Annotated in this window: 18 protein-coding genes, 1 pseudogene and 2 riboswitches; of the genes and pseudogenes, 9 read left to right on the top strand and 10 right to left on the bottom strand. The window is 70.8% G+C overall.

Features of this window, described 5'->3' with window-relative positions:
* Window positions 1-52: 52 nt before the first annotated feature.
* The gene (bluB, locus tag DPR14_RS10165) at window positions 53-694 is read right to left on the bottom strand and encodes a 5,6-dimethylbenzimidazole synthase (protein ID WP_158045023.1); all 642 of its coding nucleotides are present in this window, start codon (window positions 692-694) and stop codon (window positions 53-55) included.
* On the bottom strand, window positions 691-1,800 hold the full coding sequence (cobD, locus tag DPR14_RS10160) for a threonine-phosphate decarboxylase CobD (protein WP_158045022.1): 1,110 nt from the start codon (window positions 1,798-1,800) through the stop codon (window positions 691-693). The genes bluB and cobD overlap by 4 nt, the downstream gene beginning before the upstream one ends.
* A riboswitch (cobalamin riboswitch) is annotated at window positions 1,790-2,020 on the top strand. (Overlaps the previous gene by 11 nt.)
* A gap of 38 nt (window positions 2,021-2,058) precedes the next feature.
* Here cobD and DPR14_RS10155 point away from each other — a divergent pair.
* Genes DPR14_RS10155 through cobM form a run of 6 tightly spaced genes read left to right on the top strand, consistent with a single transcriptional unit; the run spans window position 2,059 to window position 8,304 of the window.
* Window positions 2,059-3,204, top strand: a complete 1,146-nt coding sequence (locus DPR14_RS10155) for a sirohydrochlorin chelatase (protein ID WP_158045021.1) — start codon at window positions 2,059-2,061, stop codon at window positions 3,202-3,204.
* Between the two features lie 7 nt (window positions 3,205-3,211).
* Window positions 3,212-3,838, top strand: a complete 627-nt coding sequence (locus tag DPR14_RS10150; protein WP_158045020.1) for a precorrin-8X methylmutase — start codon at window positions 3,212-3,214, stop codon at window positions 3,836-3,838.
* Complete coding sequence (cbiE, locus tag DPR14_RS10145; RefSeq protein ID WP_158045019.1) at window positions 3,835-5,040, top strand: precorrin-6y C5,15-methyltransferase (decarboxylating) subunit CbiE; 1,206 nt, start codon at window positions 3,835-3,837, stop codon at window positions 5,038-5,040. The genes DPR14_RS10150 and cbiE overlap by 4 nt, the downstream gene beginning before the upstream one ends.
* On the top strand, window positions 5,037-5,741 hold the full coding sequence (locus DPR14_RS10140; RefSeq protein ID WP_158045018.1) for a precorrin-2 C(20)-methyltransferase: 705 nt from the start codon (window positions 5,037-5,039) through the stop codon (window positions 5,739-5,741). Before cbiE ends, DPR14_RS10140 begins: the two co-directional genes overlap by 4 nt.
* Window positions 5,738-7,540 carry a precorrin-3B C(17)-methyltransferase gene (gene cobJ / locus DPR14_RS10135; protein ID WP_158045017.1) on the top strand — a complete coding sequence of 601 codons (1,803 nt, stop codon included), beginning with the start codon at window positions 5,738-5,740 and terminating at the stop codon, window positions 7,538-7,540. The genes DPR14_RS10140 and cobJ overlap by 4 nt, the downstream gene beginning before the upstream one ends.
* Window positions 7,537-8,304 carry a precorrin-4 C(11)-methyltransferase gene (gene cobM / locus DPR14_RS10130; RefSeq protein ID WP_158045016.1) on the top strand — a complete coding sequence of 256 codons (768 nt, stop codon included), beginning with the start codon at window positions 7,537-7,539 and terminating at the stop codon, window positions 8,302-8,304. Before cobJ ends, cobM begins: the two co-directional genes overlap by 4 nt.
* Here cobM and DPR14_RS28860 read toward each other — a convergent pair.
* Window positions 8,253-10,115, bottom strand: a complete 1,863-nt coding sequence (locus DPR14_RS28860) for a cobalt-precorrin-5B (C(1))-methyltransferase (RefSeq protein ID WP_192499391.1) — start codon at window positions 10,113-10,115, stop codon at window positions 8,253-8,255. The two genes, cobM and DPR14_RS28860, sit on opposite strands and share 52 nt — an antisense overlap.
* A 35-nt stretch (window positions 10,116-10,150) precedes the next feature.
* On the opposite strand from DPR14_RS28860, the gene cobA reads away from it, so the two are divergent.
* Genes cobA through cbiB form a run of 3 tightly spaced genes read left to right on the top strand, consistent with a single transcriptional unit; the run spans window position 10,151 to window position 13,252 of the window.
* Window positions 10,151-10,975 (top strand): uroporphyrinogen-III C-methyltransferase, encoded by an 825-nt coding sequence (cobA, locus tag DPR14_RS10120; protein ID WP_158045015.1) that lies wholly within the window; start codon window positions 10,151-10,153, stop codon window positions 10,973-10,975.
* A gap of 4 nt (window positions 10,976-10,979) precedes the next feature.
* On the top strand, window positions 10,980-12,281 hold the full coding sequence (locus tag DPR14_RS10115) for a cobyrinic acid a,c-diamide synthase CobB (protein ID WP_246149130.1): 1,302 nt from the start codon (window positions 10,980-10,982) through the stop codon (window positions 12,279-12,281).
* On the top strand, window positions 12,278-13,252 hold the full coding sequence (gene cbiB / locus DPR14_RS10110; protein ID WP_158045014.1) for an adenosylcobinamide-phosphate synthase CbiB: 975 nt from the start codon (window positions 12,278-12,280) through the stop codon (window positions 13,250-13,252). Before DPR14_RS10115 ends, cbiB begins: the two co-directional genes overlap by 4 nt.
* A 101-nt stretch (window positions 13,253-13,353) precedes the next feature.
* Here the strand turns inward: cbiB and DPR14_RS10105 are convergent, their stop codons facing one another.
* The 7 genes and pseudogenes from DPR14_RS10105 to thiC form a co-directional block, all read right to left on the bottom strand.
* The gene (locus DPR14_RS10105; RefSeq protein WP_158048082.1) at window positions 13,354-14,793 is read right to left on the bottom strand and encodes a cobyric acid synthase; all 1,440 of its coding nucleotides are present in this window, start codon (window positions 14,791-14,793) and stop codon (window positions 13,354-13,356) included.
* A gap of 11 nt (window positions 14,794-14,804) precedes the next feature.
* The gene (gene cobO / locus DPR14_RS10100) at window positions 14,805-15,428 is read right to left on the bottom strand and encodes a cob(I)yrinic acid a,c-diamide adenosyltransferase (RefSeq protein ID WP_246149127.1); all 624 of its coding nucleotides are present in this window, start codon (window positions 15,426-15,428) and stop codon (window positions 14,805-14,807) included.
* Window positions 15,425-18,877, bottom strand: coding sequence for a cobaltochelatase subunit CobN (gene cobN, locus DPR14_RS10095; RefSeq protein WP_343038722.1), 3,453 nt, complete (start codon window positions 18,875-18,877; stop codon window positions 15,425-15,427). The genes cobO and cobN overlap by 4 nt, the downstream gene beginning before the upstream one ends.
* A 302-nt stretch (window positions 18,878-19,179) precedes the next feature.
* Complete coding sequence (gene cobW / locus DPR14_RS10090) at window positions 19,180-20,211, bottom strand: cobalamin biosynthesis protein CobW (RefSeq protein WP_158045013.1); 1,032 nt, start codon at window positions 20,209-20,211, stop codon at window positions 19,180-19,182.
* A gap of 9 nt (window positions 20,212-20,220) precedes the next feature.
* Window positions 20,221-20,672 (bottom strand): annotated as a pseudogene (cobU, locus tag DPR14_RS10085) (bifunctional adenosylcobinamide kinase/adenosylcobinamide-phosphate guanylyltransferase).
* A 134-nt stretch (window positions 20,673-20,806) separates the two neighbouring features.
* Window positions 20,807-21,034, bottom strand: a riboswitch (cobalamin riboswitch).
* 67 nt (window positions 21,035-21,101) lie between these two features.
* Window positions 21,102-21,863 (bottom strand): terminase small subunit, encoded by a 762-nt coding sequence (locus DPR14_RS10080; protein ID WP_158045012.1) that lies wholly within the window; start codon window positions 21,861-21,863, stop codon window positions 21,102-21,104.
* Between the two features lie 72 nt (window positions 21,864-21,935).
* Entirely contained in the window at window positions 21,936-23,741 is a 1,806-nt protein-coding gene (thiC, locus tag DPR14_RS10075) for a phosphomethylpyrimidine synthase ThiC (protein ID WP_158045011.1), read from the bottom strand.
* Between the last annotated feature and the right edge of the window lie 81 nt (window positions 23,742-23,822).

Genomic DNA, 23,822 nt, shown 5'->3' with positions numbered 1-23,822 from the left:
CGTTTGTCCGTCAAGCTTCCGTGTTTCACGCGCCGATCACCGTCCGCCAGTGTCAGCGGCGCAGCAGGACCGATGCCGCCTCTTCGGGGGCCTCCCACCCTGCACGCTCCAGTTCGGGATCGATGTGCTCCTCGACCGGCAGGCCGACGCACAGATAGGCCACGAGCGACCAGGCAGGCGGCACATCGAGCGCGTGCCGGACGGTTTCCGGATGGAGGATGGATACCCAGCCCGCGCCGATCCCATGAGCCCGCGCCGCCAGCCAGAAGGTATAGACGGCGGTGACGGTGGAGTAGCGGAGCATTTCCGGCATGGTGCGCCGGCCGAGGCCGTGGCCGCGCGCGGTCTCGTCGTCGTTGAAGACGGCGATCTGCACCGGCGCGTCGTTCAGCCCGGCCAGCTTGAGCGTGGCATAGAGCCGGGCGCGTTCGCCCGTGTAGCCGCACAGCGCCTCGGCGTTGCAGCGTTCGAAAACCCCACGGACGGCGGCACGGCGCCCGGGATCGTCGACCCGGACGAATCGCCACGGCCTGCTGTAGCCGACCGACGGCGCCAAGGCCGCGACCTGGACCAGCCGCTCGATCAGTTCGTCGTCGACCGGGTCGGTCCGGAAGCGGCGCACGTCGCGGCGCCAGCGGAACAGATCTTCCAGCCGCTCCTGAAAACCCACATCGAAAGTCGGGACTTTCTTCATGCCGGGAAGATGAACGAGCCGAGGGCGTCGCGCAAGCGCGCCGCTGCCGCGGCATCGGGCGGCAGGCCGAACCTCAGCCAGTCCGGCCGCGCCTCGAACGGGCGGACCAGGATGCCGGACCGGCCAAGATGCTCGAACAGGGCGGCGGCATGGGCGGTGCGGGTCAGGCGGTAGAGATCGGTCCCCCCGACGACTTCCAGCCCATGCGCCCGCAGCAATCCGTCGAGGTCGCGCGCGGCCGAGGCGAGGCTGCCGCGGGTTTCCTCGATCCAGTCCCGGTCGGCCATCGCCGCGGCGCCCACCTCCAGCGCCGGCCCTCCAACCGCCCAGGGTCCCAGGTGATCCTCCAGCGCCAACACCAGGCCGGAGGGTCCGAGCGCGAAGCCGAGGCGGAGCCCGGCGAGCCCGAAGAACTTGCCGAAGGAGCGCAGCACGCAGAGGCCGGGCCGGCCGGCGGCAGAGGCGACGCTGATCGCCGGGGCCATGTCGGCGAAAGCCTCGTCCACCAGGAGCAACCCGCCCCGCGCGGCCTGCCGCCCGGCGAGCGCCAGGAGCCGGTCCGGGTCGACCTGCCGGCCGTCCGGATTGTTGGGGTTGGTCACTATGACGCAGGCGGCGTCCGATGCCTCGTCGAGCGTTTCGCTTATCGCGACCTCGTGGCCGGCGAGGCTCCAGCAGCGGGCGTGCTCGGCATAGGTGAAGCCCAGGATCGCCGCCCTGCCCCGCGGCACAAGCCGGGGCACCGCCTGGATCAGCGCCTGGGACCCGGGCGCAGCCACGATGGCGGCGGGGTTCGCGCCGAAATAGCGCCCGGCGGCGGCGAGGAGCCGGTCGAGCGCGTCCCGGTCCGGCAGGCGGGTCCAAGCGTCGGGACTCGGCGCGGGGACCCGGATGGGCCAGGGATTGATGCCGGTGGACAGGTCCACCCACCCCTCAGCCGGGTGGCCGAATCGGGCCTCGGCCCGGGCAAGGCCGCCGCCATGGTCGCGGACCCGCGCCGCAACCGGCGCATTCTCGGACGCCGCAACCGGCGCATTCTCGGGCGCCGCGAACGGCGCATTCTCGATTGACGCTGATGCGGGGGGGCCGTAAGACTGCTGACCCATGGACATTGGTTCCTTTGCGTCCCCGTTCGGGCGCGAGGTGAAAAGGGAACACGGTGCGGCCGGGCTGTAAAGCCGTATGCCAAATCCGTGGCTGCCCCCGCAACTGTGAGCAGTGAGTCGGTTCCGATTTCACGCCACTGGCCCAGATCGCGGGCCGGGAAGGCAACGGCCCCGACGGCGACCTGCGAGCCAGGAGACCTGCCGGTGTCACTCGCAACAACAAGGGACCGGGCGGGGTGCACCGGTGAGAGAGGAACGATGAACGCGATCGCCAAACCCTCCCAGGGGCCGGCACAGGCTTCTTCCGAAAAGCTCGGCGTCATGCTGTGCGGCCACGGCAGCCGGGACACCGGCGCCGTTCAGGAATTCGCCGTCGTGGCCGGGCAGCTCCGCGCCAAGCTGCCGTTCGACGCGGTGGAGTACGGCTACCTGGAGTTCGCCAAGCCGATCATCCGCGACGGCCTGGACAAGCTGCGCGCCAAGGGTGTCACCAAGGTGCTGGCGATCCCCGGCATGCTCTTCGCCGCCGGCCACGCGAAAAACGACATTCCCTCGGTGCTGAACGCCTACCAGGCGCAGAACGAGGGCATGACCATCCATTACGGCCGCGAGCTGGGCATCGACCTGAAGATGCTGCGCGCGGCCGGCGACCGGGTGGCCGAGGCCCTGGCCCTGGCCGGCGGCGACGTGCCGCGCCACGAGACGCTGCTGATGGTGGTCGGCCGGGGCTCGTCCGACCCGGACGCCAACTCCAACGTGGCGAAGGTGACCCGCATGCTGTGGGAGGGGATGGGCTTCGGCTGGGCCGAGACGTCCTATTCCGGCGTCACCTTCCCGCTGGTCGAGCCGGGGCTGGAGCATGCGGCGAAGCTGGGCTACCGGCGCATCGTCGTGTTCCCGTACTTCCTGTTCACCGGCATCCTGGTCCGGCGGATCTACGACTACGCCGACGCCGTCGCGGCGCGCTACCCGAACATCGAGTTCATCAAGGCCGGCTACCTCAACGACCATCCGATGGTGCTGGAGACCTTCTCGGACCGTGTCACCGAGATCCTCCAGGGCACCGGCAACATGAACTGCCAGATGTGCAAGTACCGGGAGCAGGTCCTGGGCTTCGAGGCGGAAGTCGGATTGCGCCAGGAAAGCCACCACCACCACGTGGAAGGCATCGGCACCGGCCAGGCGCACGGTCATGACCACGGGCATGGGCATGGGCATGGGCACGATCATGACCATCATGACCATCATGACCATGCGGATCATCGCCATGCCCATGATCACGGACATTCCCACGATCATGGCCACTCCCACGATCGCGGCGCCGCCGGGCACCATCACCACCCCTACCCCCACGCCGATCATCCGCTGGGGCCGAGGAGTATGACGAAACAGGCTCGCGACTGATCGGGCGATGGAATACCTGCGTGACCCGGCGGAGATCTACCGCCGCTCCTTCGCGACGATCGCGGAGGAGGCCGATCTGGCCGGCCTCCCGCCCGACATGGCGGAGATAGCGACGCGCCTGATCCACGCCTGCGGCATGGTGGATCTGGTCCGCGACCTCGCCTGGAGCGCCGATGCCGTGTCGGCCGGCCGGGCCGCGCTGGACGCGGGAGCCGCCATCCTGACCGATGCCCGCATGGTCGCGTCCGGCATCATGGCATCGCGCCTGCCAGCGGCAAATCAGGTGTTGTGTACCCTGACCGAGCCTTCGGTGCCGACCCTGGCCGCCGGCCTGGGCACCACCCGTTCGGCCGCGGCCCTTGATCTCTGGTTGCCGCACCTTGAAGGATCGATCGTCGCGATCGGCAACGCGCCGACCGCCCTATTCCGCCTGCTGGAACTTCTGGACGCCGGAGCGCCGCGCCCGGCGGTGATCCTGGGTTTCCCCGTGGGTTTCGTCGGCGCAGCCGAATCCAAGGCCGAGCTGGCGGCCGACCCCCGCGGCATCCCCTTCATCACCGTCCGCGGGCGGCGCGGCGGCAGCGCCATGGCGTCGGCCGCGGTCAATGCGCTCGCGATCGGGGCTTCGGCATGACGGGCTCCGCCGGAGCGTGGCTGTCCGTCGTCGGCATCGGCGAGGACGGATTGGGCGGCGTGTCGCCGGCCGGACGACGCCTGATCGATAGCGCCGAGGTGTTGGTCGGCGGCGAGCGCCATCTCGCCATGATCCCCGACGACGGGCGCGAGCGGCTGGCTTGGCCTTCCCCGTTCAGCGCGGGGATCGAGCGGCTGTTGGGCCTGCGCGGGCGCAGGGTCTGCGTGCTGGCGAGCGGCGACCCCATGGACCACGGCATCGGTGCCACCCTGTCGCGCCGGGTTGCCACCGGTGAAATGATCGTCATGCCGGCACCGGGAGCCTTCGCCCTGGCCTGCGCCCGGATGGGCTGGGCGCGGGCGGAGGTCGAGACGCTGTCGCTCCATGGCCGTCCGGCCGCCTTGCTCCACGCCCATGTCCAGCCCGGCGCGCGCCTGCTGATCCTTTCCGAGAACGGCGGCACGCCCGGGAATGTCGCCGGCCTGCTGAGGCGGCGCGGTTACGGGTACAGCCGGATAACCGTGCTGGAGCATCTGGGCGGCCCCCGGGAGCGGCGGCGGGAATGGGCCGGAGCGGACGACTACGCCGATCTCAACACGATCGCGGTCGAATGCGTAGCCGAGCCCGGAGCCCCGCTGCTGCCGCGTACGCCGGGATTGCCGGACGAAGCCTTCCACCACGACGGGCAATTGACCAAGCGGGAGGTCAGGGCTGCGACGTTGGCGGCATTGGCCCCGGTTCCCGGGCAGCTTCTGTGGGACGTGGGGGCCGGCTGCGGCTCCATCGCCCTGGAATGGATGCGCCACCACCCCGCCTGCCGCGCCGTCGCGATCGAGCCGCGCGGCGACCGCCTGGCCCTGATTGCGGCCAATGCCGAAGCGCTGGGCTGTCCCCGGCTCTCCATCGTCGAGGGCAAGGCGCCGGCGGCCCTGGCCGGCCTGCCAGCCCCCGACGCGGTTTTCATCGGCGGCGGCATCACGGCGCCAGGGTTGTTCGAGACCTGCTGGGACGCGCTGCCGAGCGGCGGCCGGCTGGTCGCGAATGCCGTCACCATCGAGGGCGAGCAGGTGCTGGCCGGGGCTTACGCCCGGCTGGGCGGCAGCCTGACCCGCATCGCGATTTCCCGGGCCGAACCGGTCGGCCCGTTTTCCGGCTGGCGTCCCCTGATGCCGGTCACCCAACTGGCGCTGAACAAGACATGAGCGGAATCCTCTACGGCCTGGGTGTCGGGCCGGGCGACCCGGAACTGATCACCCTGAAGGCGCTTCGCCTGCTGCGGTCGTCCCCCGTCGTCGCATATCCGGCGCCGGAGAATGGCGACAGCCTGGCACGCGCCATCGTGGCCGGCCACCTGCCCGGCGGGCAGATCGAAGTGGCGATCCGCATGCCCATGCTGGTCGAGCGCTTTCCCGCACAGGAGGTCTATGACCGCGCGGCGGTGGAGTTGGGCGCCCATCTGGCGGCCGGGCGGGACGTCGCGGTACTATGCGAGGGCGATCCTTTCTTCTACGGCTCGTTCATGTACCTGTTCGGTCGCATGGCGGAGCGTTTCCCGGTGCAGGTGGTGCCCGGCGTCTCCTCGCTGACCGCCTGCGCCGCCGCCCTGGGGGCGGCGCTCGCAGCCCGGAACGACGTGCTGACCGTGCTTCCGGCCCCGCTTCCGGCCGACCTGCTGCGCGAGCGCCTGACCCAGACCGACGCCGCCGCGATCATGAAGCTGGGGCGTCATTTCGCCAAGGTGAGGGACGTGCTGGAAGAACTGGGCCTTGCCGGCCGGTCGCGTTATGTGGAGCGTGCCACCATGGCGAACCAGCGGCTGCTACCGCTGGACGAAGTGGACGCCGATTCCGTCCCCTATTTCTCGATGGTGCTGGTCCACCGCCGGGGTGAGGCCTGGGCATGAGCGCACCCGTCTTCGTCGTCCTGTCGCAATCCGGGTTCGAGGTCGCGTCGGGCGCCCGGACCATGCTGCCGGGAGCCGAGATCCACGGACTCGCCCACCGGGTCGCCGGAGCGGACAGGGATTTCTCCGCCACGCTCGATCATCTGCGGGCGCTGTTCACGGCCAACACGCCGATCATCGGCGTGTTCGCCGCCGGCATCCTGATCCGCGCGCTGGGTCCCGTCCTGTCGGACAAGCGCGCCGAACCTCCCGTACTGGCCCTGGCGGAGGACGGCAGCGCTGTCGTTCCGCTGCTGGGCGGGCACCACGGCGCCAACGAGATGGCGCGCAGGCTGGCTGAGGCGCTGGGCATCGAACCGGCCATCACGACGGCCGGCGACCTCAACTTCGGCGTGGCCCTGGACGAGCCGCCGGCCGGCTGGCATCTCGCCAACCCGGAGGACGCCAAGCCTTTCACCGCCGCGCTGATGGCGGGGGCAAGGGTCAGGCTGGAGGGCAGCGCTCCCTGGCTGGCGGGCACCCGCCTGCCGTTCTCGGCCGATGGCAGGTTGACGCTGCGGGTCACGGAACGGGCCGAGGCCGGCTCCGAAACCCGCCTCGTCTATCATCCCCCGGTGCTGGCGGTGGGCGTCGGGTGCGAGCGCGGCGCTTCTGCCGAGGAAGTGAGGGCGCTGGTGCGCGAGACCCTGGCCTCCGCCGGCCTGGCCGAGAAGGCCGTGGCGGCGCTGTGCTCGATCGACGTCAAGATGGACGAGCCGGCGATCCACGCCGCCGCCGCCGACCTGGGCGTTCCGGCCCGCTTCTTCGATGCCGCCCGGCTGGAGGAGGAGGCGCAGCACCTCGCCAACCCGTCCGACCTGGTGTTCCGAGAGGTCGGCTGCCACGGGGTCGCCGAAGGGGCGGCGCTGGCGGCGTCGGGCGGCACGCTGGCGGTGCCCAAGCGGAAGTCCGCGCGCGCGACCTGCGCCGTCGGGCTGGCTCCGGCGCCGCTCCAAGCCGACGGCATCGGCAAGCGCCGGGGACGCCTTTCGGTCGTCGGGATCGGTCCAGGCAGCGACGGCTGGCGCACGCCGGAGGCGGACCGCTGGCTGGCGAGGGCCACCGACCTGGTGGGGTATCATCTCTATCTGGACCTCCTCGGCGAACTGGCGGCCGGCAAGCGGCGGCATGGCTACGAACTGGGGGCCGAGGAGATGCGGGTGCGCGTCGCCCTCGACCTCGCGGCGGAAGGCCGCGACGTGGCGCTGGTCTCCAGCGGGGACGCCGGCATCTATGCCATGGCGACCCTGGTGTTCGAACTGGTGGAGCGCGAGGGACGGACCGACTGGGCGCGGCTCGACATCGCGGTCACGCCCGGCATCTCGGCGCTCCAGGCGGCAGCGGCGCGGACCGGTGCCCCGCTGGGCCATGATTTCTGCACGATCTCCCTGTCCGACCTCCTGACCCCCTGGCCGGTGATCGAGCGGCGCATCCGCGCCGCGGCCGAGGGCGATTTCGTAATCGCCGTCTACAACCCGGTTTCGCGCCGGCGCACGGAGCAGCTTCCTGCCATGAAGGCGGTCCTACTGGAACACCGGCCGGCCGGCACGCCGGTCGTCCTCGCCCGAAACCTGGGCCGTCCGGGAGAAGCCATCACGGTGACGACCCTGGCGGATCTGGACGTGGCCGACGTCGACATGCTGACCCTGGTCCTGATCGGCTCTAGCGAGACCCGCGCGCTGCCGCGCGGCGACGGCGGCACCTGGGTCTACACCCCCCGCGGCTATGCCGCGAAGCATCCGGACGAAAAATCCCAATGACGGTTCACTTCATCGGCGCGGGTCCCGGCGCTCCCGACCTGATCACGATCCGCGGGCGCGACCTGATCGCCCGCTGCCCGGTCTGCCTCTATGCCGGGTCGCTGGTGCCGCCCGAGGTGGTGGCCTATGCGCCGGAGGGCGCCCGGGTGGTGGACACAGCCCCGCTGACGCTGGACGATATCCTGGCCGAGATCGAGGCCGCCCACGCGGCGGGCAAGGACGTGGCGCGGGTCCATTCCGGCGATCCCTCCCTCTACGGGGCCATCGGCGAGCAGATCCGCCGCCTGGACGCGCTGGGCATCCCGTACGACATCACGCCGGGCGTGCCCGCCTATGCGGCCGCCGCTGCCCTGCTGCGGACCGAGCTGACGCTGCCGGAGGTTTCCCAGACCGTCATCCTGACCCGCACGGCCATGAAGTCCTCGCCGATGCCGAACGCGGAGACGCTCGATATCCTGGGCCGGTCGGGCGGAACCCTGGCGATCCACCTGTCGATCCGCAACATGACCAGGATCGTCGAGGAGCTGTCGCCCCATTACGGGGCAGACTGCCCGGTCGCCGTGGTCTACCGGGCGACTTGGCCGGACGAACAGGTGATCCGCGGCACGCTCGCCGACATTCGGGAGAAGGTGCGCGAGGCGAAGATCACCCGCACCGCGCTGGTGATCGTCGGCCGCGTGCTGGCGGCGGAGGATTTCCGCGACAGCGCGCTCTACGACCCGGAGCACGTCCATGTGCTGCGGCCCGAGCGCAAGGTCCGGTGAAGCCATTCCAGCGCCTCGTCCACGGTGCCGGCGCAGGGTCCGGCCGGCGGCGCGGGGCGGCGCACCATGATGACCGGGATACCCAGTTCCCGTGCGGCGGCGAGCTTCGGCTGGCTGGCACCGCCGCCGCTGTTCTTGGAGACCACGACGGTGATGCCGTGGTCCGCCAGCAAGGCTCGTTCGGCATCGAGGTCGAAGGGACCGCGCCCCGTCACCAGGGCGATGTTGGGGCTCGGCGGTTCCTGCGGATCGATCACACGAGCCAGGAACCAGGCATCGGCGCGGGATGCGAAGGGGCCGAGTTCCTGACGGCCGACCGTCAGGAACGCGCGGGCGCCGCCCGGCACCGCCGCCGCGGCGGCTTCCATGTCGTCCACCCCGATCCAGCGGTCGCCGGGTCCGGCCACCCATTCCGGCCTCACCAGCGCCAGCCGGGGCACGCCGGCCTGCCGGCAGGCCTCCTCCGCATGGCGGGAGATCGTGGCGGCGAAGGGATGCGTGGCGTCGATGACGGCGGTGACCGCATTGTCCCTGAGATAAGCCGCCAGCCCCTCGGCGCCGCCAAAGCCGCCGATGCGGACCTCTCCCGGCAGGACGGCCGGCGCGCGGGTGCGGCCGGCCAGCGAGGTGACCACCGACATGCCGTCAATGCTGCAGGCCAGCTCCGCCGCCTCCGTCGTGCCGCCGAGGATCAGGACCTTGCCGGGAACGGCGAAGCCGGCGCGTCCTTCCAGGCCGCCCCTGCGATCGAACACGAGCACTTCCACGTCGGTCCCGCAGCCGCCCAGCGTGTCCAGCGCAACCGCTCGCGCGCGGGCCGCGACAAGGTCGGCAAGCGGAAGGCCGGCGGCGATCGCGCGGGTCAGGACCTGATTGGCGGTGTTGGAATGTCTGGTGCGGTCTATTTCGTCGGGCGAAGCGCCCAGTTCCGCCATGCGGTCGGCAAGCCAGTTGAAATCGACCTGACTGCGGCCCGAATGAAGGTCCAGGAAACCCTGGGCCATTTTAGACAATTTGCCGAAACCGCCCGCGATTGTCAAGCGCGGCACGGGATGCCGCCGCAGATACTTCAGCATTCCCCCTGCGAAATCCCCCATGTCGAGCAATGCCAGGTCGGACAGCCCGTGGAGCCGCTGGACCGCCTGCTCGGAGGTGGAGCCGGTAGAACCCGCGACGTGGCCGATCCCGTTGGCCCGCGCCACGTCGATGCCCCGGTGGATGGAGTGGATCCAGGCCGAGCAGGAAAACGGCACCACGATGCCGGTGGTCCCCAGGATCGACAGCCCGCCGACGATGCCCAGGCGCGGATTCCACGTCTTGAGCGCGATCCCGGCACCGCCCGGAATCGAGACCTCGATCACCACGTCCCCGGCGTCGCCATGGGCCGCCGCCAGCTCGGCCACCGCCTCCGACATCATGCGGCGGGGAACGGGGTTGATCGCCGGCTCACCGGGCGGGATCGGCAATCCCTCCTTGGTGACGGTCCCGACGCCCTCGCCGGCCCGGAACGTGACGCCGGACCCGGGAGCGCCGCGGCTGACGGTCGCGATCACCAGGGCGCCGTGGGTCACGTCGGGATCGTCGCCGGCGTCCTTGACCACGCCGGCGGCGTAGATGTCCGGTCCGCGCGCCTCCCAGGCCAGGGCGAAGGCGGGTGCCTGCCCGCCGGGCAGCCGGATCGTCACGGGGTCCGGGAACTCGCCGGTGAGCAGCGCCGCGTAGGCCGCGCGGGTGGCGGCGGTGGCGCAGGCTCCGGTCGTCCAGCCACGGCGCAGGGGACGATCGGGGACGTCTTCCGGTTTGTCGGTCATGGCGTGGCTTATAGACGCGGTGTAAAGTGGCGGCAATGATCCCCTCATCCTCACCCCTCCCCTTCCCCGAGTTCGAGCCCGGCTGGGTCTGGCTCGCGGGCGCCGGTCCGGGAGATCCCGGGCTGCTCACCCTCCACGCCTGGCACGCGCTGCGCCATGCGGACGTGATCGTCTATGACGCGCTGGTCGGGCCGGACATCCTCGGCATGGCCCGGCCCGAAAGCCGGCTGGAGTTCGCTGGCAAGCGCGGCGGCCGGCCGTCGCCCAAGCAGCCCGACATCTCCAGGCGGCTGGTGGAACTGGCCCGGCAGGGCCTGCGCGTGCTGCGGCTGAAGGGCGGCGATCCCTTCGTGTTCGGGCGCGGCGGCGAGGAAGCGCTGATGCTGGTCGAGCACAAGGTGCCGTTCCGCGTGATCCCCGGCATCACCGCCGGAATCGGCGGCCTGGCCTATGCCGGCATCCCCGTGACCCACCGCGACCGGAACCACGCCGTGACCTTCATGACCGGGCACAGCGCCTCCGGGCTGGTGCCGGACACGATCGACTGGGCCGCCGTGGCGCGCGGCTCGCCGGTGATCATCATGTACATGGCGCTGAAGCACCTTGCCCTCATCGCCGACCGCTTCATGGAGGCCGGCCGCCCGCGCGACCAGGCGGTCGCGATCGTGACCAACGCGACCCTGCCGAACCAGCACGTGCTGGAGACGACGCTGGAGCGGGCGGCGTCCGACGTGGCGGAGCACGGCATCGAGCCCCCGGCCATGGTGGTGGTCGGAGATGTGGTGCTGCTCCGGCCGGCGCTGGACTGGCTGGGCGCCCTGTCCGGCCGCGTGCTGACCACCGGCGGCATGGCTGGCTGAGGCCGTGGCGGCACCGGGGCTCGTGCTGGCGGCTCCCGCCTCGGGCAGCGGCAAGACCGTCACGGTCCTGGCGCTGCTGAGGCATTTCAGCCGGTCGGGCGTGGCGGTGGAGTCGCGCAAGGTCGGGCCCGACTATATCGACCCCCTGTTCCACGCCGCAGCCAGCGGGCAGCCTTGCCTCAACCTGGACCCCTGGGCGATGCGCCCGGCCACGCTGGCCCGGCTGGCGGAAGCCGACGCGGATCTGCTGGTGGTCGAGGGAGTCATGGGCCTGTTCGACGGGGCGGCGGACGGCACCGGCTCGACCGCCGATCTGGCGGTACTGGCGGGATGGCCGGTCTTGCTGGTGGTGGACGCCAAATCCCAGGCCCAGTCGGTCGCGGCGCTGGTCCATGGCTTCAACAGCTTCCGCCGGGACGTGACGGTTTCGGGTGTGATCCTGAACCGGGTCGGCAGTCCCAGGCACGAGGCGCTGCTGCGGGCCGCCCTGGAACCGCTCGGCGTCCCGGTGCTGGGCGCGCTGCCGAGGCTGGAGGCCCTGGAACTGCCGGACCGCCACCTGGGACTGGTGCCCGCCGGGGAGATCGGGGCGCTGGACGCCTTCCTGGACCGGGCGGCGGATGCCGTGGCCCGGCATGTGGATACCGCGGCCCTGCGCCGGCTGGCCTGCCCGGCGGCGTTTCCGGCGGAGGCAGGGGGCGCGGCGCTGCCGCCGCTCGGCCAGCGCACCGCCATTGCCCGCGACGACGCCTTCGTCTTCGCCTATCCGCATCTGCTGGCGTCCTGGGCAAGGCAGGGCGCCGAGCTGGTGCCATTCTCTCCCCTGGCGGACGAGGCGCCGGACACCCGCGCCGACGCGGTCTTCCTGCCCGGAGGCTATCCGGAACTGCATGCCGGGCGCCTTGCCGGCGCCACGCGGTTCCTGGGCGGCATCAGGGCCGCCGCCGATCGCGGAGCCGTGGTCTATGGCGAGTGCGGCGGCTACATGGTGCTGGGCAGGACGCTGGAGGACGGCGACGGCGTCCGGCACGCCATGGCGGGACTGTTGCCGCTGGACACGTCCTTCGCCAGACGCCGGCTGCATCTGGGCTACCGTGAGGCGGTGGCGGCCGCGGCGACGCCGTTCGGCCCCAGCGGCACGGTGCTGCGCGGGCACGAGTTCCACTATGCCAGCATCACGGCGGAAGAGGCCGACCCGCCGCTGTTCCGGGTCCGAGACGCGCGCGGCGACGACCTGGGCGGCATGGGGGCCCGGCGCGGCACGGTGATGGGATCGTTCCTTCATGTGGTGGACAGCGGAACATGAACCAGGATGCCGTTCTCCTGCTGGCCCTGGCGATAGACGCGGCGTTCGGGGAACCGGCCTGGATCTATGCACGCCTGCCCCATCCCGTGGTCCTGTTCGGCCGGCTTGTCAGCCTGCTGGACCGGACGCTCAACCGCGATGGCTGGAGGCCGGCGGCGCGGCGGCTGGCGGGGATCGCGGCCGTCCTGCTGCTGCTGGCGGTGACCGCCGGCCCGGCCTGGCTCGCCAGCCTGGCTTTCGAAGCCATGCCGCTCGGCTGGGTGCTGGAAGCCATCCTCGCCAGCACTTTGATCGCCCAACGGAGCCTCTACACCCATGTGGCGGCGGTGGCATCCGCGCTGGAGAGCGGGGGGCTGGCGGGAGGGCGCCGGGCGGTGTCCATGATCGTCGGGCGCGACCCGGAAAGCCTGGACGAGCACGGCGTCTGCCGTGCCGCCATCGAGTCCTGCTCGGAGAACTTCTCCGACGGCATCGTGGCGCCGGTCTTCTGGTTCGCGGTTCTGGGGTTTCCCGGTCTGGTCGCCTACAAGGCAATCAACACGGCGGACAGCATGATCGGCCACCGGACCCCGCGCCACCGGGCCTTCGGCTGGGCGGCGGCGCGGCTGGACGATCTGGTGAACCTGATGCCCGCCCGGCTGGCCGGCCTGTTCATCATCCTTGGCAGCGCCGTCGCCCTGCGGGGCAAGCGGCTGCGGCGCGCCCATGCGGCCTGGAAGACCATGCTGCGCGATGCCGGCAAGCACAAGTCGCCCAACGCCGGCTGGCAGGAAGCCGCCATGGCCGGCGCGCTGGGGCTGGCGCTGGCGGGACCCCGCCGCTACGGAACGGTCGTGGTGGAGGATGCCTGGATGGGCGAAGGCGGGCGGCGGGAGGCGACGTCCGACGATATCCGATGGGCGCTCCGCATCATGGCCTCGGCGTGCGGCATCCAGGCCGGGCTGATCGCGTCGCTGGCGTTCCTTTTCTAGGGCAGGTTTTGTAGGTCGGCCTTCGCCGTCAGGCGAACGCCGACACCGCGCGCCAATGTTTTGGCATGCCGTCGGCGTTCGCCCTTCGGGCGAAGGCCGACCTACGAAATTGCGAACAACCCGTCCAGGTCCAGGTGGGTTTCCAGATGGCGGGCCAGCGCGTCGAGGGTGGTCTCGACGGTGTCCTCGTAGTTCAGCCCGCTCTCGGCGCGATGGCGGATGGCGGAGAGGAAGGCGTGGCGGAACCCGTCCGCAGAAAACATTCCGTGGACGTAACAACCGCCGATCCGGCCGTTCGGGGACACGGCACCCTCGGGACGGCCGGACAGGTCGAGAAGCGGCCGGTCCAGCGCGGGGCCTGCGGTGCGCCCGATATGCATCTCGTAGCCGCGCAGTTCCGCGCCGCTGGCGAGGTGGCGGCCGGTGACCTCGACCAGGGTCTTGGGGCCGTCCAGGACCGTCTCGATATCGAGAAGATCGAGGCCGTCCACGGCGCCGGGAGCGCCCTCGGTGCCCGCCGGGTCGTCGAGGCGACGGCCCAGCATCTGGAAGCCGCCGCAGATCCCGAGCACGTGGCCGCCCCGGCGGACATGGGCGGCGAGGTCGATGTCCCAGCCCTGGGCGCGGAAGAACTCCAGGTCGGGGATGGTCGCCTTGGTGCCGGGCAGGATGACGAGGTCGGCGTCGCCCGGCAGCGGCCGGCCCGGCGGGATCATCTCGACCGTGACGTCGGGCTCCGCGCGCAGGGGGTCTAGATCGTCGAAATTGGCGATCCGCGAAAGCTGGGGCACGGCGATCCGGATCGCCCGGCCCACGGCCGTTCGCTGCGAGGCCAGAGCCAGCGCGTCCTCGGGCGGCAGCCGATCCGCCTGCGCGAACCAGGGGACCACGCCCAGGCTGGACAGGCCGGTATGCTCCTTGATGATTCGGAGGCCGTCGTCGAACAGGCTGGTATCGCCCCGGAACTTGTTGATCAGGAAAGCCTTGAGCCGGGCGCGCTCGGCCGGCGGCAGGACTGCGCAGGTGCCGACGATGCCGGCGATCACGCCGCCGCGCTCGATGTCGCCGATCAGGACGACGGGCAGGTCGGCGGCTTCGGCGAAGCCCATGTTGGCGATGTCGCCGGCCCGCAGGTTGACTTCCGAAGCGCTCCCCGCGCCCTCCACCAGGATCAGGTCGGCGTCCCGGCCCAGGCGATGGAAGCTCTCAAGCACGGCCGGCATCAGCTCGCCCTTGCGGGTCTGGTACTCGCGCGCCTTCATGGCGCCGACGACGCGGCCCTGGACCACCACCTGGGCGCCGATCTCGGTCTGGGGCTTGAGCAGCACCGGGTTCATGTCGGTGACCGGCGCCATCCGGCAGGCCCGCGCCTGGAGCGCCTGGGCGCGGCCGATCTCGCCGCCGTCCGCCGTGACGGCCGCGTTGTTGGACATGTTCTGCGGCTTGAACGGGCGGACCCGGAGGCCCCGGTTCGTGAAGGCGCGGCACAGCCCGGCGACGATCATGGACTTGCCGACGTCCGAGCCGGTGCCCATGAACATGATGGCCTTGGTCAAAACTCGATGCCCGCCTGGGCCTTCACGCCGTCGCGGAACGGGTGCTTGACCATGGTCATCTCGGTCACGAGGTCGGCGATCTCCAGCAACTCGTCCTTGGCGTTGCGGCCGGTCACGATGACGTGGGTGTCCTCCGGCTTGGAGCGGAGGACCTCGATCACCTCGTCCAGCGGCAGGTAGTCGTAGCGCAGCACGATGTTGAGTTCGTCGAGAAGCACCATCTTGTAGTCGGGGTTGCGGATCAGGCTGACCGCCTGGTCCCACGCGGCGCGGGCGGCGGCGATGTCGCGCTGGCGATCCTGGGTCTCCCAGGTGAAGCCTTCGCCCATGGTGTTGATGGTGACCTGGTCGGAGAATCGCTCCAGCACGACCCGCTCGCCGGTCTCCCACTTGCCCTTGACGAACTGCACGATGCCGACCTTGAAGCCGTGGCCGATCCCCCGCATCACCATGCCGAGCGCCGCGGTGGACTTGCCCTTGCCCTTGCCGGTGTGGACGATCAGAAGCCCCTTCTCGAGGGTTTTGGTCGCGATCATGCGGTCGCGGGCGGCCTTCTTCTTGGCCATCTTCTCGGCGTGCCGCGCGTTGATCTCTTCCTCGGTCATGCCTTCGGTCTTCATGGCGTCTCTCCCCGGCTCAGATTCTTCAGCGTATCGTAGGCGGCATTGGACTTCGGTCGCCACAACCCGCGATCCTGGGCCTCGGCCAGCCGCTCCGCCATTTCCCGGAGTGCGGCGGGGTTGGCCCCGGCCATGAAGTCGCGGACATGGACGTCGGCCACATAGGCGTCGAACACCGCGTCGAAATGGTGGTCCCGGACGCACCGCGCCGTCGCGGCAAAGGCGAAGAGGTAATCGACGGTGGCGGCCAGCTCGAAGGCGCCCTTGTAGCCGTGGCGCATGACCCCGGCGATCCATTTCGGATTGACCACACGGCCGCGGACGACGCGGGCGATCTCCTCCTCCAGGGTCCGGACGCGGGGACTTTCCGGGCGAGAGTGGTCGTTGTGGTAGACGGTCGGCGCCCGGCCCGACAGGGTCCGCACGGCGACGCTCATTCCGCCCTCGAACTGGTAATAGTCGTCGCTGTCCAGCAAATCGTGCTCGCGGTTGTCCTGGTTGTGCAGGACGGCCTGGACGGAGCCCAGACGGGTTTCGAACAAGGCCCGTTCAGGCGCCCCGTCCACCCCGCCGCCATAGGCGTACCCGCCCCAGGCGAGATAGGCTTCGGCGAGGTCCTTCTCGGTCTCCCAGCCGCGCTCGTCTATCAGGGCCTGGAGGCCGGCGCCATAGGCGCCCGGCTTGGAGCCGAAAACCCGGTGGCCGGCCCGCCGCCGGGCTGCGGCGGGATCGACGCCGGCCTCCACCAGCGCTGCGGCGTCGGCCCGGACGCGGGCGGCCAGGGGGTTCACGTCGTCGGGCTCGTCCAGGTCGGCGATGGCCCGGGCGGCGCTGTCCACCAAGTCCATCTGGGCGGGGAAGGCGTCGCGGAAGAAGCCTGAAACCCGGAGCGTCACGTCCACCCGCGGCCGGTCCAGCACGCCGGCCGGCAAGATCTCGAACCCGGTCACCCGGCCCGTGCCGGTGTCCCAGGTCGGCCGGGCTCCCATCAGGGCCAGCGCCTGGGCGATATCGTCGCCGCCGGTCCGCATGTTGGCGGTCCCCCAGGCTGACAGCGCCATGGTGCGGGGATAGTCGCCGTTCTCCTGGAGGTAGCGATCGACCACGCGGGAGGCGGATTTCCAACCCAGGTGCCAGGCGGCAGGCGTGGGCACGGCACGGGTATCGACGGAATAGAAGTTGCGCCCGGTCGGCAGAACCTCCGGCCGGCCCCGGGTCGGGGCGCCGGAGGGGCCGGGCTCGACGAAGCGGCCGTCGAGACCGCGCAGCAGTCCTTCCAGTTCCGCGGCGCCGCAGGCGGCGACGGTCGGCCTAAGGTCCGACAGGATATAATCCAGGACGACGCCGGCGCGGGTCCATTCCGGCTCCGAAACGGCATCGCCGGCGACCAGCCGCCGGGCGAGTTCCTCCAGCCTTTCCACGGTGTCGCCGTGGCTGCGCCAGACTCCCCCCGTATCGAGGGCGTCGGGCCGCGGCCCATGCCAGGGCTCGGCCATGGCGCAGTCCAGCGGGTCGAAGCCGAGCCCCCCGAGCCCCAGGTCCGCCGCCAGCGCCCGGATCAGCGAGGCGTCCCGCTCCTCCCCCTTGCCGCGCGGCAACCGGGTCAGCGCCACCAGAAGGTCGGTCAGCAGCCCGCCCTCGGGAGCTTCCCCGAAGACATGGAGGCCGTCGCGGATCTGGAGTTCCTTCAGCTCGCACAGATGGCTGTCGAGCTTCGCCAGGGCCTCCTGCGGTTCGTCGTCCCGGCTGACGCCGCAATCCACGTCCAGGCCGGTCGCGGCGCTGAGTTCCAGGATGCGCTCGCGCAGGAGGGCGATGCGGCGCGGATCGATGCCGGCCGCCTCGTAATACTCGTCCACCAGCATTTCCAGCTCGCGGAGCGGGCCGTAGCTCTCCGCCCGGGTCAGCGGCGGGGTCAGGTGGTCGATGATGACGGCGGCGGCGCGGCGCTTGGCCTGGGTCCCCTCGCCGGGATCGTTGACGATGAAGGGGTAGAGGTGCGGGACGGGTCCCAGCGCCACCTCCGGGAAGCACTCCTCCGACAGGGCCAGCGACTTGCCCGGCAGCCATTCCAGATTGCCGTGCTTGCCGAAATGGACGACGGCGTGGGCGTCGAACTCCCGGCGCACCCAGGCGTAGAAGGCCAGGTAGGCGTGCGGCGGCACCAGGTCGGGGTCGTGGTAGGTCTTGGACGGATCGATCTGGTATCCCCGCGCCGGCTGGATCGCGACGGCGACGTTGCCGAACCGGACCGCTGGCAGTAGGAACCACCCGTCCCGCACGTACGGGTCCTCCTCCGCGGCGCCCCAGCGTCCGGTGACCGCGGCACGGACGGCTTCGGGCAAGGTCGCGAAGAACGTACGGTACCCATCCAGGGACAGCGTCTCGGAGACCGTGCGCCGGTCCAGCGCCGTCAGGTCGTTGGTCACGCCGGCGCCGATCCGCTCCATCAGCGCGGCGGAATCCGGTGGCGCCCCGGTGACCGCGTAGCCCGCCTGGGCCAGGGCCCGGAGCGACCGCGCCACGCCGGCCGGCGTATCAAGGCCGACGCCATTGGCGAGGCGGCCGTCGCGGTTCGGATAGTTCGCCATGACGACCGCGACGCGCCGCTCGGCCGGCGGCGTCCGGCGCAGCCGCGCCCAGGATTTCGCCAGGGCCGCGACGAAACCGACGCGGTCGGCGACGGGCCGGTAGGACAGCACCCAGCTCTGGGTCGCCTCGTGGCGCCGGGCCTCCGCCTTGAAGCTGACGGCGCGGGTGATCAGCCGGCCGTCCACCTCCGGCAGGGCCACGTTCATGGCGATGTCGCGGGCGGACAAGCCGGTCGTCCCGCCGCGCCACGCCGCCTCCGACCCGCCGGAGAACACGACCTGGAAGACAGGGCAGTCCGAACCGTCGAACGGCGTCGCCGACCGCGCCGCTCCCGGCTGGGACACCGCGAAGGAAGTCGCGTTGAGGATCACGTCGGGCTCGGCCCGCGCCAGCAGATCGGCGACGATCCCGGCCGCGACCTTCTCCTTCAAGCTGGTCGTCGCGATCGGCAGCGCGTTGACCCCGGCCCGGCGCAGGGCATCGATCAGGGCGTCGATGACGGCGGTGTTGGCCGCCTGCTCCAGCGCGCGGTAGAACAGGATGGCGGCGACGGGAGCGCCCGGCGTCCAGGCCCGGCGCAGGTCGTCGAGCCCCGGCCGGTCGCGGCCCGGCCAGTAGATCCCGGCCCGCATCAGCGGCATCGGCTCCCGCCAATCGCCGCCGCCCCGGCCGATGAGCGATGCCGCGTAGCGCAGCAGCCCGGCGGCGTTCTCGACGCCGCCCTGGACGCAGTACTGCCACAGCCGGTGGACCGCATCGCCCGGAAGGGTCGAGAAGCGCGCCAGTTCCGGGTCGGGCTGGTCGTCGCCCGGCAGCACCGCCAGCGGGATGCCGCCGCGCCGGCAGGCGTCCGCCACCTGCTCGATCCCGTAGGGCCAGTAGCGCTCTCCCCCAGCAGCCGGACCACCACCAGTTTCGCCCGCGACACCACCCGCTCCACATGGAGATCGACCGACAGGTTATGACCGAGCTGGAGCAGGCTGGCGAGGCGCAGGCTGGGGAAGCCGGACCCGAGCCTGTCATGGGCCGATGCCAGGCAGGCGAGTTCGGTGTCGGCGGCCGACAGGAAGACGATGTCGCCCGCGGTCTGGCCGAGATCGGCGGCCTCGCTGCCGTCGGAGACGGTACCGGGCTGGGCGGCCAGCAGATGCATGGCGGCTCAGCCGCGCAGGATGGATTCGACCGCCGCCCGGTCGAGCCCGCGCTGACCGATCACCACCAGCTCGCTCCGGCGCTCCTCCTCCGGCTTCCAGCGCCGGTCGTAATAGCGCTGGATGCGGTCGCCGACGCCCTGCACCACGTGGCGCATCGGCTTGCCCGCCACGTCCAGGAAGCCCTTGATCCGCAGGATGTCATGGGCGGCGACGGCGGCCAGGATGCGCGCCTCGACCTCTTCCGGCGTCTCCACCGTGCCGAGCCCGATCACGAAACTGTCGAAATCGTCGTGGTCGTGGCCCTCGCCTTCCAGCTCGTGGTGCGACGGGCGGCTGTCCAGGTCGTCCTCCGCCGCGGCGCCCAGCCCCAGCAGGACCAGCGGATCGATGCCGCCCTGGACCGACACCACCGTCTTGACCGCGGGGCGCAGGTGCTTGGCGACCGTGGCCGTGACCGCCTCCAGCGTGGCGGCATCGACCCGATCGGCCTTGTTGAGGACGACCATGTCGGCGCACTGGACCTGCTCCTCGAACAGTTCCTCCAAGGGGCTCTCGTGGTCGAGGGACTCGTCGGCGTCGCGCGCGGCCTGCACGGCTTCGGGGTCGCTGGCGAATCGGCCGGCGGCGACGGCCTCGGCATCGATCACGGCGATCACGCCGTCGACGGTCACGCGGGTGCGGATCTCGGGCCAGGCGAACGCCTTGACCAGCGGCTTGGGAAGCGCCAGGCCGGATGTTTCGATCACGATATGATCGGGCGGCTGCGGCTGGTTCAGCAGCTTCTCGATGGTCGGCAGGAAATCGTCGGCGACGGTGCAGCAGATGCAGCCATTGGTCAGCTCGACGATGTCCTCCTCCCGGCAGTTCTCGACGCCGCAGCCGGCCAGGAGCTCGCGATCGACGCCGAGGTCGCCGAACTCGTTGATGATCAGGGCCAGCCGGCGGCCGCGGGCGTTCTCGATCAGGTGGCGGACCAGGCTGGTCTTGCCGGCGCCGAGGAAGCCGGTGATGACCGTCGCGGGGATCTTGGTGCTCAAGGAAGGTTCCTAACGATTGCTTTTGACGGTCACGGGCAGCCCCGCGACCAGGAAATAGACGCTGTCGGCCACCGCCGCCACCTCCTGGTGGAGCCGGCCGGCGTGGTCGCGGAAGGCCCGCGCCATGGCGTTGTCCGGCACGATGCCCAGCCCGACCTCGTTGGAGACGAACACCACGGGGCCGGCCAGGGTCGGCAGGCATTCGACGAGGCCGCGGGTCTCGTGCGCGATGTCGCGCTCCTCCAGCATCAGGTTGGTGACCCACAGGGTGAGGCAGTCCACCAGCACGACCGCATCGGGCGCTGCGAGGCCCGGCAGCGTTCCGGCGAGGTCGAGGGGTTCCTCTACCGTGGTCCAGCGCGGACCGCGCCTGTCGCGGTGCTCGTCGATGCGGTCTGCCATCTCGGTATCCACGCCCTGCCGGTGGCGAGATAGATCGGGCGCGACGCCTGTTCGGCCATGGCCTCGGCGAAGCGGCTCTTGCCCGACCGGGCGCCGCCGAGAACGAGGGTCACGCCGGGCGGCGGCCCGAAGGGTCTGCTGGAATCGACATCATGCTCCACCTCCGCCGGTGCACCCCGCCCGGCCGTGATTGAATCGACGGCGCTCGACGGCAGGTCTCCTGGCTTCGCGGGTCCATGCGGGCGTCATCGCCTTCCCGGATGCCGCGGGGCACCAGTGGCTTCAAGTGGACGACACCCGCTCGCCGCTTACAGTTGCGGGGGCAGCTCCGGACTCGGGCGGCTTGACGCACCCCCACCGGATTCCCTCTTGGCGGCCTTGCGGCGGCGAGCCGCCCGGCACCATCGAGCGGGCGCACTATCGGCGGCGCGCCCCGGCTCTGTCAATGCTCCCTCTCGGGCGAAGGATGGAAGGGGGATTGCGGCCGCTCAGGCGGCGACAAGCCCCGGCGCGACGCTTCCGGACCTCGGGCCGGGGATCAGGTCGGGCATGGTGGACAGGGCGGTCGCCGACGGGACGTCGCCGAAGCGCCGGGTCATCCTCCGCTTGGCCCGAAGGTCATCCTTGGTCACTGCCTCGACGCGGGAAGCGGGAGCTGGGGCGATAGCGGGTGCCGCCGGCGCGGATACGTCGGACATGACGGGTGCCGGGTCGGCGTATACCGGGGCATCGGCCGGAGCGGATACCGGGGCGGGGAATCGGATATGATCAAGTTCCTCTTCCGGATCGCAGTCGAGCCGTTCCAGGTCGGCGTCGGGATGGGCGGCGTCGAGGTGATAATGGTGGGCGATCCGCTTGTCCTGAATGATGCCCTCCAGCTTCAGGCGGAATTCCACCGCTTTCAAGGCGAGGCCGAAGCTTTTCCCCTCCAGGGCTCCGTCCAGGATCTCGCTGACCACGGCGACGGCATCGTCCAGGTGGAGTTGCCGATGGGCGCTGCCGGCTATCCTTATCTGGTCGATGCGGACGCGGATTTCCGGCTGGCGCATCAGCAGGGCGGCGCGCTGCTTGGCGCCGTTGGGAGAGTAGCCCGCCCGGCGCGCCGCCTCCGCGCCCCCGACCCCAAGGGCCATGGCGGCGCAGAATGCCTCCTGGCGCAGGGTCAGGACGATCGCGGGAGCGGAACCGGGCCGCGACGGCACTGCGGCCGGGGATGGGGACATGGATGCTGCGCGGGACGGGGTCTGCATGGCACAACTCCTTAGGACGGTGTTCAGGTCAAAGGAATTTATACAGATTGCACGTCCCGCGCAACATTCCCGTCAGTCGATCGGCCGGTAGATCTCCGCCCCGCCCGCCCGGAAGCTCTCCGACATCCCGGCCATGCCGGAGGCGGCGTATTCCCTCACCTCCTGGGTGATCTTCATGGAGCAGAATTTCGGGCCGCACATGGAGCAGAAGTGCGCCGACTTGGCGCCCTCGGCCGGCAGGGTCTGGTCGTGGAACCGCTCCGCCGTCTCCGGGTCGAGCGATAGGTGGAACTGGTCGCGCCAGCGGAAGTCGAACCGGGCGCGGCTGAGCGCGTCGTCCCTCAGCCTGGCCGCCGGGTGGCCCTTGGCGAGGTCGGCGGCGTGGGCCGCGATCTTGTAGGTGACGACGCCCACCTTCACGTCGTCGCGGTCGGGCAGCCCCAGATGCTCCTTCGGCGTCACGTAGCACAGCATCGCCGTGCCGAACCAGCCGATCATGGCGGCGCCGATGCCGCTGGTGATGTGGTCGTACCCGGGCGCTATGTCTGTGGTCAGCGGGCCGAGCGTGTAGAAAGGCGCCTCGCGGCAGACGTCGAGCTGCCGGTCCATGTTCTCCTTGATCTTGTGCATCGGCACGTGGCCCGGCCCCTCGACCATGACCTGCACTTCATGCTTCCAGGCGACCTGCGTCAGTTCTCCCAGCGTCTCCAGCTCGGCGAACTGCGCCGCGTCGTTGGCGTCGGCGATGGAGCCCGGCCGCAGCCCGTCACCCAGCGAAAAGCTGATGTCGTAGGCCCGCATGATCTCGCAGATCTCATCGAACCGGGTGTAGAGGAAGTTCTCCTGATGGTGCGCCAGGCACCACTTGGCGAGGATCGAGCCGCCGCGCGAGACGATGCCGGTCACCCGCCGCGCGGTCAGGGGGATATGGGCGAGCCGGACGCCGGCATGGATGGTGAAATAATCCACACCCTGCTCCGCCTGCTCTACCAGGGTGTCGCGGTAGATGTCCCAGGTCAGCTCCTCGGCCCGGCCGCCGACCTTTTCCAGGGCCTGGTAGATCGGCACGGTGCCGATCGGCACGGCGGCATTGCGGATGATCCACTCGCGGGTGGTGTGGATGTTGGCGCCGGTCGAGAGGTCCATCACGGTGTCGGCGCCCCAGCGGGTCGCCCAGACCATCTTCTCGACCTCCTCCGCAACGGAGGAGGCGACGGCGGAATTGCCGATATTGGCGTTGATCTTGACCAGGAAATTGCGGCCGATGATCATCGGCTCGATCTCCGGGTGGTTGATGTTGGCCGGGATGATCGCCCTGCCCTTCGCCACCTCGTCCCGCACGAACTCCGGAGTGACGTGGTCCGGGATCGCGGCGCCGAAGGACCGGCCGTCGCGCACCGCGTCGAGCGCCGCCTGCCGGCCGAGAGTCTCGCGGATCGCCACATACTCCATTTCCGGCGTGACGATGCCGCGCCGCGCGTAGGCCATCTGGGTCACCGCGACACCGCCCCGTGCCCGCAGCGGCCGGCGGGCGGGGCCGGAGAACTCCTCCAAGTTGGACCGCTGGCCCTGGCGCAGTCCGTTGTCCTCCGGCCTGACCGGCCGCCCGTCATAGGCTTCGGTGTCGCCGCGCGCCGCGATCCAGCCGGCGCGGAGCGCGGGCAGGCCATGGGCGATGTCGATCGCGGCGGCCGGATCGCTGTAGGGGCCGGAGCTGTCATAGACCCGGACCGGCGGCTCGCCGCTGCCGGGCTCCAGGTCGATCTCCCGCAGGGCCACTTGCAGGTTGGGGTACAGCACGCCCGGAACATGCACCTTGCGCGACGCGGGCAGCGGTCCAGTGGAAACGGTGAAGGTCGGATTGTTGTCTTTCGGCATCGTGATCTCCTGCTTCGACGGCGAGCGGAGATCCGGAATGCAGCGATGGATTTGATGAGAACGGGCGCGGATGCGACTGCG

The sequence above is a fragment of the Skermanella pratensis genome (genome assembly GCF_008843145.1).
In the GTDB taxonomy this organism is placed as follows: domain Bacteria; phylum Pseudomonadota; class Alphaproteobacteria; order Azospirillales; family Azospirillaceae; genus Skermanella; species Skermanella pratensis.
The sequence above is the reverse complement of the archived record's forward strand: the minus strand, read 5'-3'. Positions and strand labels throughout refer to the sequence as shown.